This window comes from Listeria aquatica (assembly GCF_014223975.1).
Lineage (GTDB): Bacteria > Bacillota > Bacilli > Lactobacillales > Listeriaceae > Listeria > Listeria aquatica.
This window is the reverse complement of record NZ_JAARRM010000001.1, coordinates 1,169,107-1,182,345: the sequence shown is the minus strand read 5'-3', so window position 1 is coordinate 1,182,345 and position 13,239 is coordinate 1,169,107. Positions and strand designations below refer to the sequence as shown.

General features: G+C 42.6%; 10 protein-coding genes and 17 tRNA genes. 24 read left to right on the top strand and 3 right to left on the bottom strand.

Annotated features, from left to right (window positions below; all coding sequences use genetic code 11):
• The first annotated feature begins 2 nt into the window (after nt 1-2).
• The 18 genes from HB912_RS05875 to HB912_RS05790 all read left to right on the top strand — a co-directional run bounded on the left by HB912_RS05875 (nt 3) and on the right by HB912_RS05790 (nt 2,818).
• A tRNA-Gly gene (locus HB912_RS05875) sits at nt 3-74 on the top strand.
• A gap of 17 nt (nt 75-91) precedes the next feature.
• A tRNA-Leu gene (locus HB912_RS05870) sits at nt 92-180 on the top strand.
• Nucleotides 181-198: 18 nt separating this feature from the next.
• A tRNA-Arg gene (locus tag HB912_RS05865) sits at nt 199-272 on the top strand.
• 9 nt (nt 273-281) lie between these two features.
• A tRNA-Pro gene (locus HB912_RS05860) sits at nt 282-358 on the top strand.
• Nucleotides 359-397: 39 nt separating this feature from the next.
• Nucleotides 398-473 (top strand) — tRNA-Ala (locus HB912_RS05855).
• A gap of 27 nt (nt 474-500) precedes the next feature.
• Nucleotides 501-574, top strand: a tRNA-Met gene (locus tag HB912_RS05850).
• A gap of 11 nt (nt 575-585) precedes the next feature.
• Nucleotides 586-659 (top strand) — tRNA-Ile (locus HB912_RS05845).
• A gap of 24 nt (nt 660-683) precedes the next feature.
• Nucleotides 684-773 (top strand) — tRNA-Ser (locus HB912_RS05840).
• A 46-nt stretch (nt 774-819) separates the two neighbouring features.
• Nucleotides 820-893, top strand: a tRNA-Met gene (locus HB912_RS05835).
• A 4-nt stretch (nt 894-897) separates the two neighbouring features.
• Nucleotides 898-973: transfer RNA gene (locus tag HB912_RS05830), tRNA-Asp, on the top strand.
• Between the two features lie 3 nt (nt 974-976).
• Nucleotides 977-1,049 (top strand) — tRNA-Phe (locus HB912_RS05825).
• A 19-nt stretch (nt 1,050-1,068) separates the two neighbouring features.
• Nucleotides 1,069-1,141: transfer RNA gene (locus HB912_RS05820), tRNA-His, on the top strand.
• 23 nt (nt 1,142-1,164) lie between these two features.
• Nucleotides 1,165-1,235: transfer RNA gene (locus HB912_RS05815), tRNA-Gly, on the top strand.
• 10 nt (nt 1,236-1,245) lie between these two features.
• Nucleotides 1,246-1,319, top strand: a tRNA-Ile gene (locus HB912_RS05810).
• A 6-nt stretch (nt 1,320-1,325) separates the two neighbouring features.
• A tRNA-Asn gene (locus HB912_RS05805) sits at nt 1,326-1,397 on the top strand.
• Between the two features lie 30 nt (nt 1,398-1,427).
• Nucleotides 1,428-1,518, top strand: a tRNA-Ser gene (locus tag HB912_RS05800).
• A 5-nt stretch (nt 1,519-1,523) separates the two neighbouring features.
• A tRNA-Glu gene (locus HB912_RS05795) sits at nt 1,524-1,595 on the top strand.
• A 65-nt stretch (nt 1,596-1,660) separates the two neighbouring features.
• Entirely contained in the window at nt 1,661-2,818 is a 1,158-nt protein-coding gene (locus HB912_RS05790) for an MFS transporter (RefSeq protein WP_185372803.1), read from the top strand.
• 48 nt (nt 2,819-2,866) lie between these two features.
• Here HB912_RS05790 and HB912_RS05785 read toward each other — a convergent pair whose 3' ends face one another.
• Nucleotides 2,867-3,805 carry a 1,4-dihydroxy-2-naphthoate polyprenyltransferase gene (locus HB912_RS05785; RefSeq protein ID WP_185372801.1) on the bottom strand — a complete coding sequence of 313 codons (939 nt, stop codon included), beginning with the start codon at nt 3,803-3,805 and terminating at the stop codon, nt 2,867-2,869.
• Nucleotides 3,806-3,949: 144 nt separating this feature from the next.
• On the opposite strand from HB912_RS05785, the gene HB912_RS05780 reads away from it, so the two are divergent.
• From HB912_RS05780 to HB912_RS05755, 6 genes are read left to right on the top strand one after another with little or no spacing between them, the layout of a single operon-like run.
• A complete protein-coding gene (locus HB912_RS05780; RefSeq protein WP_185372799.1) occupies nt 3,950-5,341 on the top strand; it encodes an isochorismate synthase in 1,392 nt (463 codons plus the stop codon).
• Entirely contained in the window at nt 5,338-7,077 is a 1,740-nt protein-coding gene (gene menD, locus HB912_RS05775) for a 2-succinyl-5-enolpyruvyl-6-hydroxy-3-cyclohexene-1-carboxylic-acid synthase (RefSeq protein WP_185372797.1), read from the top strand. The genes HB912_RS05780 and menD overlap by 4 nt, the downstream gene beginning before the upstream one ends.
• A complete protein-coding gene (gene menH / locus HB912_RS05770) occupies nt 7,074-7,868 on the top strand; it encodes a 2-succinyl-6-hydroxy-2,4-cyclohexadiene-1-carboxylate synthase (protein ID WP_185372795.1) in 795 nt (264 codons plus the stop codon). Before menD ends, menH begins: the two co-directional genes overlap by 4 nt.
• A 13-nt stretch (nt 7,869-7,881) precedes the next feature.
• The gene (menB, locus tag HB912_RS05765; protein WP_185372793.1) at nt 7,882-8,697 is read left to right on the top strand and encodes a 1,4-dihydroxy-2-naphthoyl-CoA synthase; all 816 of its coding nucleotides are present in this window, start codon (nt 7,882-7,884) and stop codon (nt 8,695-8,697) included.
• 5 nt (nt 8,698-8,702) lie between these two features.
• Nucleotides 8,703-10,133 carry an o-succinylbenzoate--CoA ligase gene (locus HB912_RS05760; RefSeq protein ID WP_185372791.1) on the top strand — a complete coding sequence of 477 codons (1,431 nt, stop codon included), beginning with the start codon at nt 8,703-8,705 and terminating at the stop codon, nt 10,131-10,133.
• Between the two features lie 17 nt (nt 10,134-10,150).
• Nucleotides 10,151-11,782, top strand: coding sequence for an NAD-dependent malic enzyme (locus HB912_RS05755; protein ID WP_185372789.1), 1,632 nt, complete (start codon nt 10,151-10,153; stop codon nt 11,780-11,782).
• A gap of 35 nt (nt 11,783-11,817) precedes the next feature.
• Here the strand turns inward: HB912_RS05755 and HB912_RS05750 are convergent, their stop codons facing one another.
• Both HB912_RS05750 and yidD read right to left on the bottom strand, forming a co-directional pair.
• On the bottom strand, nt 11,818-12,777 hold the full coding sequence (locus HB912_RS05750; RefSeq protein ID WP_185372787.1) for a metal ABC transporter substrate-binding protein: 960 nt from the start codon (nt 12,775-12,777) through the stop codon (nt 11,818-11,820).
• A gap of 174 nt (nt 12,778-12,951) precedes the next feature.
• Complete coding sequence (gene yidD, locus HB912_RS05745; RefSeq protein ID WP_185372786.1) at nt 12,952-13,200, bottom strand: membrane protein insertion efficiency factor YidD; 249 nt, start codon at nt 13,198-13,200, stop codon at nt 12,952-12,954.
• Between the last annotated feature and the right edge of the window lie 39 nt (nt 13,201-13,239).

Here is a 13,239-nt window from a genome sequence, read left to right as displayed (position 1 = left end):
TTGCGGAAGTAGTTCAGTGGTAGAACATCACCTTGCCAAGGTGGGGGTCGCGGGTTCGAACCCCGTCTTCCGCTTTTAGCTAGTCCCCGATGCCGGGGTGGCGGAACTGGCAGACGCACAGGACTTAAAATCCTGCGGGTAGTGATACCCGTACCGGTTCGATTCCGGTCCTCGGCACCATTATTATTGTTTTATGTTGCGCCCATAGCTCAACTGGATAGAGTACCTGACTACGAATCAGGCGGTTGGAGGTTCGACTCCTTCTGGGCGCGCTCTTTATACGGGAAGTAGCTCAGCTTGGTAGAGCACTTGGTTTGGGACCAAGGGGTCGCAGGTTCGAATCCTGTCTTCCCGACCATGTTTTAAATATAGCCTAGCCTTTTCTTATCTTAACTTTGGGGCCTTAGCTCAGCTGGGAGAGCGCCTGCTTTGCACGCAGGAGGTCAGCGGTTCGATCCCGCTAGGCTCCACCAAATTAACTTAACAGAAATTCTTTTTATGGCGGCGTAGCTCAGCTGGCTAGAGCGTTCGGTTCATACCCGAGAGGTCGTGGGTTCGACTCCCTCCGCCGCTACTTTATTTCTTGGACCTTTAGCTCAGTTGGTTAGAGCAGACGGCTCATAACCGTCCGGTCGCAGGTTCGAGTCCTGCAAGGTCCACTTGTCATCTCATTTTTATATCATGGAGGAATACCCAAGTCTGGCTGAAGGGATCGGTCTTGAAAACCGACAGGGGTGTAAAAGCTCGCGGGGGTTCGAATCCCTCTTCCTCCGTTTTTCTTTTATTCATATGACTAGTGGACAAATTTTATATTATCGTCGCGGGGTGGAGCAGTCTGGTAGCTCGTCGGGCTCATAACCCGAAGGTCGCAGGTTCAAATCCTGTCCCCGCAATTATGGTTCCGTGGTGTAGGGGTTAACATGCCTGCCTGTCACGCAGGAGATCGCGGGTTCAAATCCCGTCGGAACCGCCATTTGGCTTGGTAGCTCAGTTGGTAGAGCACTTGATTGAAGCTCAAGGTGTCGGCAGTTCGATTCTGTCCCAAGCCACTTTAAACTTTTGCCCATGGCGGGTGTGGCGAAGTGGTTAACGCATCGGATTGTGGTTCCGACATTCGTGGGTTCGATTCCCATCATCCGCCCCTTGTCATTTTTAATTTTATATGCGGGTGTAGTTTAGTGGTAAAACCACAGCCTTCCAAGCTGTTGTCGGGAGTTCGATTCTCCTCACCCGCTCTTTTATTTGGGGCCTATAGCTCAGCTGGTTAGAGCGCACGCCTGATAAGCGTGAGGTCGGTGGTTCGAGTCCACTTAGGCCCACTTTATTCCACAGTAGCTCAGTGGTAGAGCAATCGGCTGTTAACCGATCGGTCGTAGGTTCGAGTCCTACCTGTGGAGTTCCTTTTTAGAAGGATTTATGATAATTATGGAGAAGTACTCAAGTGGCTGAAGAGGCGCCCCTGCTAAGGGTGTAGGTCGTTTACGCGGCGCGAGGGTTCAAATCCCTCCTTCTCCGCCAGTTTAGGCCCGTTGGTCAAGCGGTTAAGACACCGCCCTTTCACGGCGGTAACACGGGTTCGAATCCCGTACGGGTCATTTTAAGACAATGCTTAGGTTTCTAGGCATTGTTTTTCTTTTAATTAAAAAAGGAGGGGGTTTCTTTGCAAAGTAAGAGAAAAGAGTTTTGGATTTTAACAATTATTGTGGCTATTTCAGGGCTCTCACAAGGACTTCTTTTACCGCTGATTTCGATTATTTTTGAAGAGAATGGGATTAGTTCTGGCATTAATGGTTTTCACGCTACAGGAATTTACATTGGCGTTCTTTTGATTTCACCATTCATTGAGGCCCCGCTACATAAATATGGATTTAAGCCGATTATTTTAATGGGTGGTTTTTTAGTTGCTATCGCTTTATTGTTATTTCCTATTTGGTTTAATTTGTTTTTCTGGTTCTTCCTTCGATTAATTATTGGCGTTGGGGACCATATGCTGCATTTTTCTTCTCAGACTTGGATTGGAGCAATGACAGAGCCGCAAAAACGCGGAAGGAATATGGCCGTTTATGGATTGTTCTTTTCACTTGGATTCGCAATTGGCCCGCAATTAGTTAATTTGACACATATTAGTCCAAATTTCCCTTTTTATGCTTCTGGTGTTCTCGTATTGATAGCTTGGTCGTTGATTTGGTTTATTCGGAATGAATTTATTTCTGAAGGAGAGGCAATACGTAAGATTTCCTTTTTTGCGAGCATGAAGCGTTTTTCTGCAGTACTTAAATTTGCATGGGTGGCTATGATTCCGCCATTTTTATATGGGGTGCTTGAAACAGGCTTGAATGCAACGTTTCCGATTGTTGGCTTACGAGACAATATGAATACGTTTTTAATCACGTCTATTATTTCTTCTTTTTCAGTAGGAACGATTTTATTCCAAGTTCCGATTGGGATTTTTAGCGATAAAATGGGACGAGGAAAAGTGTTACCCATTCTTACTTTCTTAGGAAGCCTTGTCTTTTTCTCGCTTGCTTTTATCTCGGTAGATTGGCTTTTTCTGGTTTTCTTTTTTGTTCTAGGAATTCTTGTCGGATCACTTTACTCGCTTGGGCTGTCTTATATGACCGATTTGACGCCTGTAGAACTTCTTCCTGCTGGAAACATTTTAGTGGGGATGTGCTTCAGTATGGGGAGCATCCTCGGCCCAAGTATAACAGGAGCGCTTATTGGGATGCTTGGTTCGGTAAGTTTTTATTATGTGATTGCTATTTTGCTTGCGCTTGGAGCACTGGGCTTATTCACACAAAGAAAGAAAATGGCATAAAAAAGCAGTCGTATTCGTTTGATCGAATGAATACGACTGCTTTTTGTTTTACATAAATAGATTTTTTTGAAGCAAGCTTAATAAGTACGCGATAGCCAGTAATAGACCAAAGAAAGTGATGGCTTTTGATGTGGCTTTCATAGCCGGCATCATTGTTACGGGATCGCTCTTTCCAATGTAACCTCGAACTGCTCGGATAGCTTCTCTTGCACTAAGTAGGATAATTAGAGTCCAGTAAGGAGCATTCATCCAAATGATTAGTGAAAGTTCGAAGACATAAGCGAATAAAAAGGCTAAGGCGAACAGCGCGGTTCCTGCCTTACGTCCTAAAAGAATTGCAAGTGTGAGGCGTCCGCTTTTTTTGTCAGGAATGAGATCTCGTAAACTGTTTGCAAGCAGTAGGTTACCTACGAGCACCATTACTGGAATGGATATGTATACGATTTCTTTTCCAATGAATTCTGCCTGAATGTAAAAAGAAATAAAGGTGATGATTCCTCCCATAAAAAAGCCTGCCATGATCTCGCCAAATGGTGTATAGGCAATGGGATAAGGGCCACCAGTATAAAGATAGCCAACAAGCATACAAATTGCGCCAAGCAAGCCAACATACCAATTTAGTTCTATGGATAAATAAATTCCGCCTAAGATAGAAAGAATATAAAGGAAAATGGCAAGGAATAAAATAAATCCTGGGCGCATATCGTTTCGAACAATGGCGCCTCCATTTCCTACTGAATGTTCGTCATCATGTCCTTTTTTATAGTCGTAGTATTCGTTAAATAAATTGGCAGATGTTTGTATGAAAAAGCAGGCAATCAGCATGACAATGAAACGTAAGAAATGAAAATTTGTATAGCTCATTGCAACGGATGTACCTAAAAAGACGGGAACAAAAGAGGCAACTAAAGTGTGTGGACGAAGTAGTCGCCACCATTTTTTGAATCCAGATTCTTTTTCAAAAACTTGTTTTTCATGAGTTGCCATTTTTTTCGCTCCTTTTTAAACGGTCTTTCTTCATTTTAGGGAAAGAATCGTGTTTCGTCAATCGTTAAGAAAGAAAGCGAAAATTAGGCAGGAAGGGTTCACTTTTGATATAATAGAAAGAGTGTAGTAAAGGAGAGATGAGAAATGGGAATCACATTACCTCTTGCTTTATTTGAACAAGCAAAACGTCATGCGACAAAGGACGAGCCAGCGCTTCTTAGTTTTGTTCATGAATTTACGTCTGATGTTTCGCCGCTTGTTTTATATCAGAAAGCAAAAGATGCTTTTTCTGGAGAACGATTTTTTTGGCAAAATCCTGAAAAAACACTTACACTTGCAGGTTTTGGTGTAACTGAACAATTTTTAGCTCAAGATAAACAAAAAGATGGATACAAAGGTCTTGAAGATAGAATCCGTGCTCTTAAGGTTAGAACAGTTACGAATGCGACGGACAAACAAACTGGTCCTCTTTATTTTGGTGGCTTTGCTTTTGATCCTGAACGTGAAACTGGAAAAGAGTGGCAGGTTTTTAAAGATGCTTTGTTTTATTTGCCACTTTTCATGGTCACAAAAAAACAGGAAAAAGTTTTTCTGACAGTGAATGTTGTGATTTATCCAGATGATGAAACCAATAAATTTGAAGCTGTTCAAGCTCAGTGGGAAAAGATTGCAAATGCAGCTATTCCAAATTTAGAAGTGGATACTCTGGTTTCTGCTAAGGAACTAGAGCCAGATGCTTTTTTGGAAAATGCAGAGGAAATTGTTAGTTTGTTGCAAGGTTCCGAGGATTTACATAAAGTTGTTTTATCACGGCGGATGGGTCTTCGTTTCAATCATCAAGTAGATAGTGGGGCCATTTTGGAACAAATGATTAAAACACAAAGTAGCAGCTATTTCTTTGTGCTAGAAAAAGGTTCGGCGCTGTTTTTTGGTGCGACGCCAGAACGTCTTGTTTCTGTCTCAGATGGAGAGGTGTATTCATCTTGTGTTGCTGGGTCTGCCGCTCGTGGAGAAACGGAGGCAGAAGATGAAAAACTTGGAAATGAGTTGCTTACGGATGCGAAAAATTTGCGTGAACATCGCTATGTGGTTGACATGATTGAAAATACACTTCGTGAGTTCACAGATGATTTATCGGTTTCAAGTGAACCGGTACTCTTAAAAAATCGTGATATCCAGCATCTTTATATGAATGTGAAAGCGAAAAAGCGCTCAGATGTAACGATTACAGAAATTGCTCGTGCACTCCATCCTACGCCAGCGCTTGGCGGCGTACCGCAGCAAATGGCGAAAGCGATTATTCGAATGAAGGAAACAGACGATCGAGGTTTATATGGTGCACCAATTGGGTTTGTCGATATGGACTTTGAAGGTGAATTTGCGGTGGCAATTCGTTCTGGACTTGTTGTGGATTCGTTAGGCATATTGTTTGCCGGTTGCGGGATTGTTTCGGATTCCGTACCTAAACAAGAACTAGAAGAGACACGAATTAAATTTCAACCGATGCTAAGAGTACTAGGGGGAACGGAATTATGACAAATCATCAAGAAGCGATGACAGCTTATTTAAGCGCTTTTGTTGAAGAATTGGTTCAAGCAGGTGTAAAGGATGCTGTGATTAGTCCAGGGTCTCGTTCTACACCACTTGCGCTTTTATTTGCGGAGCATCCCACATTAAAAATACATGTGGATGTGGATGAACGTTCAGCCGGTTTTTTTGCACTGGGAATGGCGAAAGCCTCCAAGCGTCCGGTTGTGCTTCTTGCGACTAGTGGAACAGCGGTTGCTAATTATTTTCCAGCAGTTGCAGAAGCGAATTTGTCACAAGTTCCACTGATTGTTCTTACAGCAGACAGACCACATGAGTTGCGAAATGTTGGTGCTCCACAAGCGATGGATCAAATTCACTTGTTTGGAACGCATGTCAAAAGTTTTACGGATATGGCGCTTCCAGAGGACTCAGATGAAATGATTCGCTATGCGAAATGGCATGGTAGCCGTTCGGTTGATATTGCGCTTAAAACACCACGCGGTCCAGTTCATGTCAACTTCCCGCTTCGAGAGCCATTGATACCTGTCTTAGAGCCTTCTCCTTTTGCAGAAACGGATAAAAAACGGCATCATGTGCATATTTATTATACACATGAGGTACTTGAAGAAGAAGCTCTTTCTAAGATGGTCCAGGCTTGTAGCGGGAAAAAAGGTTTGTTTATAGTCGGGCCGCTCAATAAAAAAGAAATTGAGTCTAAATTTATCGAAACAGCAAGGAATTTTGGCTGGCCTATTTTGGCGGATCCACTTTCTGGACTTCGCTCTTACGGAGAGCTAGATGAGCTTGTTGTGGATAATTATGATGCTTTACTGAAAAGTGATCGGTTTAAAGAGGAGATAGAGCCTGAAATTGTCATTCGTTTTGGAGGCATGCCTGTTTCAAAGCCACTGAAAATTTGGCTAGAATCTCTTTCTCATGTACGCACATTTGTTGTTGATCCAGGCGCCGCTTGGCGAGACCCTGTGAAGGGCGTGACCGATATGATTCATTGCGATGAGCGCTTTTTATTGGATGCTTTGAAAGATGCGTCTGTAGAACAACCAGAACATTGGTTGGGAAGATGGCAAAGATATAATTTTGAGGCTCGGCAAGTTTTAGAGGAGCATATGAACTCAGTCACGAGTCTTGAAGAAGGACAAATTGTGTATGAACTTAGGAAACAGCTTCCAGAGGAGTCGGGATTATTTATTGGTAGTAGCATGCCGATTCGTGATGTGGATACGTATTTTATGCAGACGGACAAAAAAATTAAGATGCTTTCGAATCGTGGGGCAAATGGGATTGATGGTGTGGTTTCCTCTGCACTTGGAGCCAGTACGGTGCTCCAGCCTATGTATCTTTTAATTGGTGATTTGTCTTTCTATCATGATATGAATGGCTTACTTATGGCGAAAAAGTACAAGTTGAATTTGACTATTGTTGTCGTGAACAATAATGGAGGCGGGATTTTCTCGTTCTTGCCGCAAAGTAAGGAATCGAAGCACTTTGAAACTTTGTTTGGAACAGCAACGGATTTAGATTTTCGTTATGCTGCGGCTCTTTATGATGCGAATTATGAAGAAGTGTTTGCAGCGGAAGCTTTTCGTGATGCGCTAGATAAAGCGGCTTATCATAAAGGACTTGATATTATTGAAGTGCATACCAATCGACATGAAAATAAGGCGGGACATGATTTGCTATGGCAAAAAGTGGCTGATATGGTTGAGCGTGAATCAAAATGAATTTATTTTATGAAGTGAAGCGTTTTGGACCGGGACCGGTATTTTTAATGTTACACGGATTTACGGGAACGCACCAAACGTTTGATGAAATGCTAGGATATCTGTCATTTGGTACGGTGATTCTGCCTGATTTACCGGGGCACGGGAAATCGGTCTCAAAAGACTTAGCCGATTATTCTCTTAAGGAGACAGAGAAAGCTTTATTTGCTATTTTAGAGGCGGAATTTCCGGATGAAAAACCGGTTGTTCTTGGCTACTCGATGGGAGGTAGGCTCGCGCTTGCGCTTGTTGCAGACTATCCGAATGCTTTTTCTGGTCTTGCTTTGATAAGTAGTTCTCCTGGGCTCTCATCAGAAAAGGAGCGGCGCTTGCGGCGTGAGAAAGATGCACACTGGGTGGATTTACTCCGCACAAGTGGTATAAATTGCTTTGTGCAAAACTGGGAGCGGCTCGCTCTTTTTGAATCTCAGCGCGAACTCCCAGTTTCTTGTCAAAAAAAAATTCAAGCTGAACGGCTTGGGCAAGATGCGGAAGGTCTAGCGAAAAGTTTAATTGGAGTTGGCACGGGTGCGCTTCCGTCATACTGGGATCAATTAGGAGAGATCGGTCTTCCGGTTTTACTTCTTGCTGGTGAGAAGGATTTAAAATTTACACGGCTTGCAAATGAAATGCTTGAGAAACTGCCGAATCGGGTTTATCATGAAATAGTGGGTGCTGGTCATGCTTTACAGCTTGAGGCACCAGAAGAGACGGCACGAGTCATTCAGCGCTTTTGTAAGGATTATTTATAGGAGGGTTTAGTTTATGGTGAACTGGACAACGGAAAAGGAATACGAAGAGATCAAATATGAATTTTTTGAAGGAATTGCGAAGGTGACAATTAATCGTCCGCATGTACATAATGCATTTACGCCCAAAACGGTGATGGAAATGATGGATGCGTTTAGTGTTGCTCGTGATGATGAAAAAATTGGCGTGATTATTTTAACGGGTGAAGGCGATAAAGCTTTTTGCTCGGGCGGTGATCAGAAGGTTCGTGGTCATGGTGGTTACGTAGGAGAGGATCAAATTCCGCGGTTGAATGTGTTAGATTTACAACGTCTTATTCGAGTGATTCCGAAACCTGTTATTGCGATGGTTGCGGGCTGGTCCATTGGCGGCGGTAATGTTTTACAGCTGGTTTGTGATATTACAATTGCAGCGGATAATGCGAAGTTTGGTCAAACGGGGCCAAATGTTGGAAGCTTCGATGCAGGATATGGTTCAGGCTACTTGGCGCGTGTGATCGGTCACAAGAAAGCGAAGGAAGTTTGGTTTATGTGTCGTCAGTATACGGCGGATGAGGCGCTTGAGATGGGCTGGATTAATACGGTTGTGCCGCTTGCTGAACTGGAAACGGAAACTCTTTCTTGGGCAAAAGAGATGCTCAAGAAGAGTCCAACGGCGCTTCGTTTTATCAAAGCAGCCTTTAATGCGGATACGGATGGACTTGCGGGTATTCAACAACTTGCCGGGGATGCTACTTTACTTTATTATACGACGGATGAAGCGAAGGAAGGACGCGATGCCTTTAAGGAAAAACGCGATCCAGACTTCGATCAATTTCCGAAGTTTCCGTGATCAAAATGGAAAATTGGCTTAAAATGCGAGCGCAGCTTTCGGGTGAGAAAACTGCGCTTTATTTTGAAGGGAAGTCGTTTTCGTTTGCGGAGGTTTATGAAACGGCAAGGACATTTGCGATGCGACTTTCGGCTTTTGGAATTAAAAAAAGAGATTTTGTAGGTTTGCTTGGTCAAAATGATGCAGCGACCTATTTTTGGATTCATGCGATGGGCTTAATTGGTGCTATTCCTGTTTTTTTGAATAACCGTCTCTCGGCAAGTGAAATGAATTATCAACTGGCGGATAGTGGGGCTAAGCTTTGTCTGTTTCAGGATGATTTCGCGGAAAAAGCAGCGGATTTAAAGGTGTCTGTACAGGCCTTTTCAACGCTAGAGGCTACTTCTGGCGCAGTTTTTTCCGAGGCGAGCTTAGACTTAGCGGATGTTGCTTCGCTTATGTATACGTCGGGCACAACGGGGAAGCCGAAAGGGGTCTTGCAAACATTTGGAAACCATTTTTTCAGTGCGACGGCGTCCATGCTTAATTTTGGCTTTCAGAAAGAACGTGACGCGTGGCTTTGTGTGGTGCCGATTTTTCATATTAGTGGGCTGTCGATTTTGATGCGTAGTTTGATTTATGGGATGCCGGTTTATTTGGAACGAAAATTTGATGTGATGAAAGTGGTCCCTCTTCTTGAAAGTGGGAAAGTGACGCATATTTCTGTTGTCTTTACCATGCTAAAACGTTTGCTTGACTGGGAGCCGGCCATTCAGGTGCATCCCCATTTACGAGTTGTTTTGCTTGGTGGTAGTGCCGCTCCGGCCGAAGTAGTGTCAAAAAGTTTAGAGCGTGGTTTTCCACTTGTACAGTCGTTTGGAATGACAGAAACGGCTTCACAGGTTGTTTCACTTTCACCTGAAGAAGCTCACGGCAAAATTGGTTCCTCGGGGAAAATCCTTTTTCCTTCTGAATTAAAGATTGTAAAGCAACAGGAGACAGACCGCGACGGGGAAATTTGGATTAAAGGACCGACGATTTTTGCGGGATATTTACATAACGAAAGCGCAACGAAAGAGGCATTTTCGGATGGTTATTTTAAAACGGGTGATATGGGCTATCTGGATGAAGATGGGTATCTATTTGTATCCGAACGACGCAGCGATTTGATAATTTCTGGTGGTGAAAATGTTTATCCAACTGAGGTTGAGCATGTGCTGTTAAGTTTTCCAGAAATTTTGGAGGCGGCGGTTGTCGGTGAGAAAAATGCAGAATGGGGAGAAATTCCTGTTGCCCATCTCGTTGTTCACTCAGAAATTGACCAGAAAGCTATTTTAACGAGGTTACAAGCGCAACTAGCTTCTTTTAAAATACCAAAACGATTTGTTTTCCATGAAACCCTCCCAAGAACGGCTTCTGGCAAAATCCAGCGACACAAATTGAAAGAAAAGAATTAAAGAAATGAGGAACGTACATGTCCGACTTGAAGGGAAAAGCACGTTTAGAAAATCCGTTTTTAAATAAAGGACTTGGATTTACTGAGCAAGAACGCGAGTTTTATGGGTTGTGCGGATTACTGCCTGGGAAAACTCGGACGCTACTTGAACAAGTGGCACTTGAATACAAACAGCTAAGCGAAATCTCGGATAACTATGCAAAAAATAAATATCTGATGTCGCTTTATCATTCAAATCGCATCTTGTTTTACCGGCTGATAGAAGAACATATCGAAGAGTTATTGCCAGTTATTTATACGCCAACCATTGCGAATAGTGTAATGAATTACTCGAAAGATTTTGGGGAAAAGACAGAAGCAGCTTTTCTCGACAGTGATCATCCAGAGTGGATTCAGTCAGCTTTACTAGAAGCAAGTGAGTCTTTGAAGCAAGTGGATCTGCTTGTGATTACAGATGGCGAAGGAGTTCTTGGCATTGGAGACTGGGGCGTTGGTGGCGTGATGATAGCCGTAGGAAAGCTTGCAGTTTACACGGTTGCTTCTGGAATCGATCCTAGACGTGTTTTACCTGTCGTGATTGATAATGGGACTAGTCGAGAGGAACTTTTAAACGATCCAAATTACGTCGGCAAGAAAAAACCGCGATTAACGGGCGAAGCCTATCTAGAGTTTATTGATAAGTTCGTTGAAGAGGCGAAGAAGGCCTTTCCTGGTGCTTTATTTCACTGGGAAGACTTTGGTCGTGAAAATGCCAGCGTGATTCTTGAACGATATAAGAAGCAGCTCACGACGTTTAATGATGACATCCAGGGGACTGGTGTAATGATGGCTGCTGCAACACATGCAGTGAGTAAAGTGACACAAACAAAACTTGCTAATCATCGCTATTTAATTTTTGGTGCAGGAACAGCAGGTATTGGTGTTGCGGAGCAAATTAAACTTGAGTTAGTTCTTGCTGGAATGAGTGAAGAAGAAGCGCGAAACCAGTTCTATTTGATTGACCGAAATGGTTTAATTACGAGTGATATGACTGATTTAACGGTTGGACAACAAAAGCTCGCGCGTGAAGAAGCTGAATTCTCGGGGCTTACAGATCTTACAGAAATCATTGAGCGTGTAAAACCTACCGTTTTGATTGGTACAAGTGGTCAACCAGGTGCTTTTACAAAAGAAAGCGTGCTAGCGATGTGTTCTTATCAAGAGCGACCTGCTATTATGCCGATTTCGAATCCAACGCATTTAGCAGAAGCGAAAGCAGAGGATTTGATTCAGTGGAGTGATGGTAAAGCGCTTGTTGTTACCGGGAGTCCTTCAAAACCAGTTCAGTATAAAGGTGTTTCTTATCAAATTGGACAAGCAAATAATGCCTTGCTTTATCCAGGACTCGGGCTTGGCATCGTGATTTCTAAAGCTAAGCGAGTCACTGAGAGGATGCTTTCAAGTGCAGCAAATAGTTTAGGGGAATTACAGGATTTAGAAAGTCCTGGTGCTTCTCTTCTTCCTCCTGTAAAAGAGGTTCGTCGAGTTTCACAAGCTGTTACAGAAGCGGTTGTGGAAGCAGCCATTCGCGATGAAGTGAACACCCGACCAATTTCAGATGTGAAACGAGCTGTTCAAGAAGCTATCTGGAAAGCGGCTTATGAAGAATAGTAAAAAGCTGGGGTCAGCCTAGACCCCAGCTTTTTTTAATAGTTTAATGCTTCTTTTAATGCTTTTAAATTATCGTTCATGATGGAAAGGTAATCGCGATTTTGGTGAATGTCTTTTTCAGTTAGTGTTTCAAGATTATGAAGGGTTAATGCTTTTGTATCTGTTTCACTTTGAATGACATCAGCAATTTTAGAGTTTGTATTTTGTTCGAGCATGATATAAGGAATCTTGTCTTTCTTGATGGTTTGAACAATGGTTTGCAGTTTCTTTTGAGAAGGTTCATCACTTGTTGAAATTCCAGCGATTGGAATCTGATGCAAGCCATATGCGGTATTCCAGTAACTATAAGCCGCATGTGCCGTTACAAAATCTTTATGTTTTGCATTTTTCGCCATTTCTGCATAAGAATCATCGAGCTTTTTAAGTTTTTCAACGGTTTTTTTGTAGTTTTCTTCAAAAGTTGCTTTTTGCTTAGGCATTTCTTTCGTGAGCCTATCTCTAATCGTTTTTGCCATTTCTTCCATATATTTTGGATAGAGCCAAACGTGTGGATTGATATCGCCGTGCTCATGTTCATGTTCTTCTCCTTCGTGCTCGTGTTCGTCATTTTCAAGCGCGGCATCTGGATCTTTCGGAAGGTCGAGCTTTTCTGCGAGCGGAATAAAGGAAACCTTTTCTTCTTTTAATGTTGATTTTGCTTTATCAACGAAGCCTTCCATTCCAAGACCAATGTAGAAGAACAAATCGCTATCCGCGAGTTTTAACATATCTTTTTGTGTGGGTTCGAAACTATGCGCATCTGCACCAGCCGGGTAAATACTTTTCACATGAACGTAAGAACCACCAATTTGTTGTGTTAAGTAAGTGAGAGGATAAACAGTCGTGTAAACTTGAATCTTTCCATCTTCTTTTTTCGCTTCACCTGATCCGCCGCATGCAGCAAGCAGTAAAACGAGAATAAGTAAAGGGGCTAGCAATTTTTGCCAGTTTTTCATTGGTAATACTCAACTCCTTAAATCAAAATCATTCCGTTTTGAGAATCAAAAAAATAAATCGTAATCAATCCGATTTATCATCCGTAATTGATCTTACAGGAAAAAAGTGGGAAAAGCAAGTGTTTTTGTAGAAAAAGAAAAACTGTCTGCTGAAAGACAGTTTTTTATGCTATATTAATGGTGGTGACGCGAGTTTGAAGAAGATTTTTTTGGTGGTACGGGATCGAATCCCCCTTTATGGAAAGGATGGCACTTTAAAATTCGACGGATGGTTAAATAACTGCCCTTAAGAGCGCCATGCGTTTGAATTGCTTCGATGCCATATTCAGAGCAAGTTGGCGAAAAGCGGCAAGAAGGTGGCGTAAGTGGTGAAATGAATTTTCGATATACGCGAATCAAGCCGACTAAGATTTTTTTAAACACGAAATTCACCTTCTAAATTTTACTAAGTTAAGCTTATCA

Excerpts from the sequence above, each read along its gene's own strand:
- menD (WP_185372797.1), top strand. The coding sequence starts at position 5,338 with ATGACAAATCATCAAGAAGCGATGACAGCTTATTTAAGCGCTTTTGTT.
- HB912_RS05750 (WP_185372787.1), bottom strand. The coding sequence starts at position 12,777 with ATGAAAAACTGGCAAAAATTGCTAGCCCCTTTACTTATTCTCGTTTTA.
- menH (WP_185372795.1), top strand. The coding sequence starts at position 7,074 with ATGAATTTATTTTATGAAGTGAAGCGTTTTGGACCGGGACCGGTATTT.
- HB912_RS05785 (WP_185372801.1), bottom strand. The coding sequence starts at position 3,805 with ATGGCAACTCATGAAAAACAAGTTTTTGAAAAAGAATCTGGATTCAAA.
- HB912_RS05780 (WP_185372799.1), top strand. The coding sequence starts at position 3,950 with ATGGGAATCACATTACCTCTTGCTTTATTTGAACAAGCAAAACGTCAT.
- HB912_RS05755 (WP_185372789.1), top strand. The coding sequence starts at position 10,151 with ATGTCCGACTTGAAGGGAAAAGCACGTTTAGAAAATCCGTTTTTAAAT.
- HB912_RS05760 (WP_185372791.1), top strand. The coding sequence starts at position 8,703 with ATGGAAAATTGGCTTAAAATGCGAGCGCAGCTTTCGGGTGAGAAAACT.
- menB (WP_185372793.1), top strand. The coding sequence starts at position 7,882 with ATGGTGAACTGGACAACGGAAAAGGAATACGAAGAGATCAAATATGAA.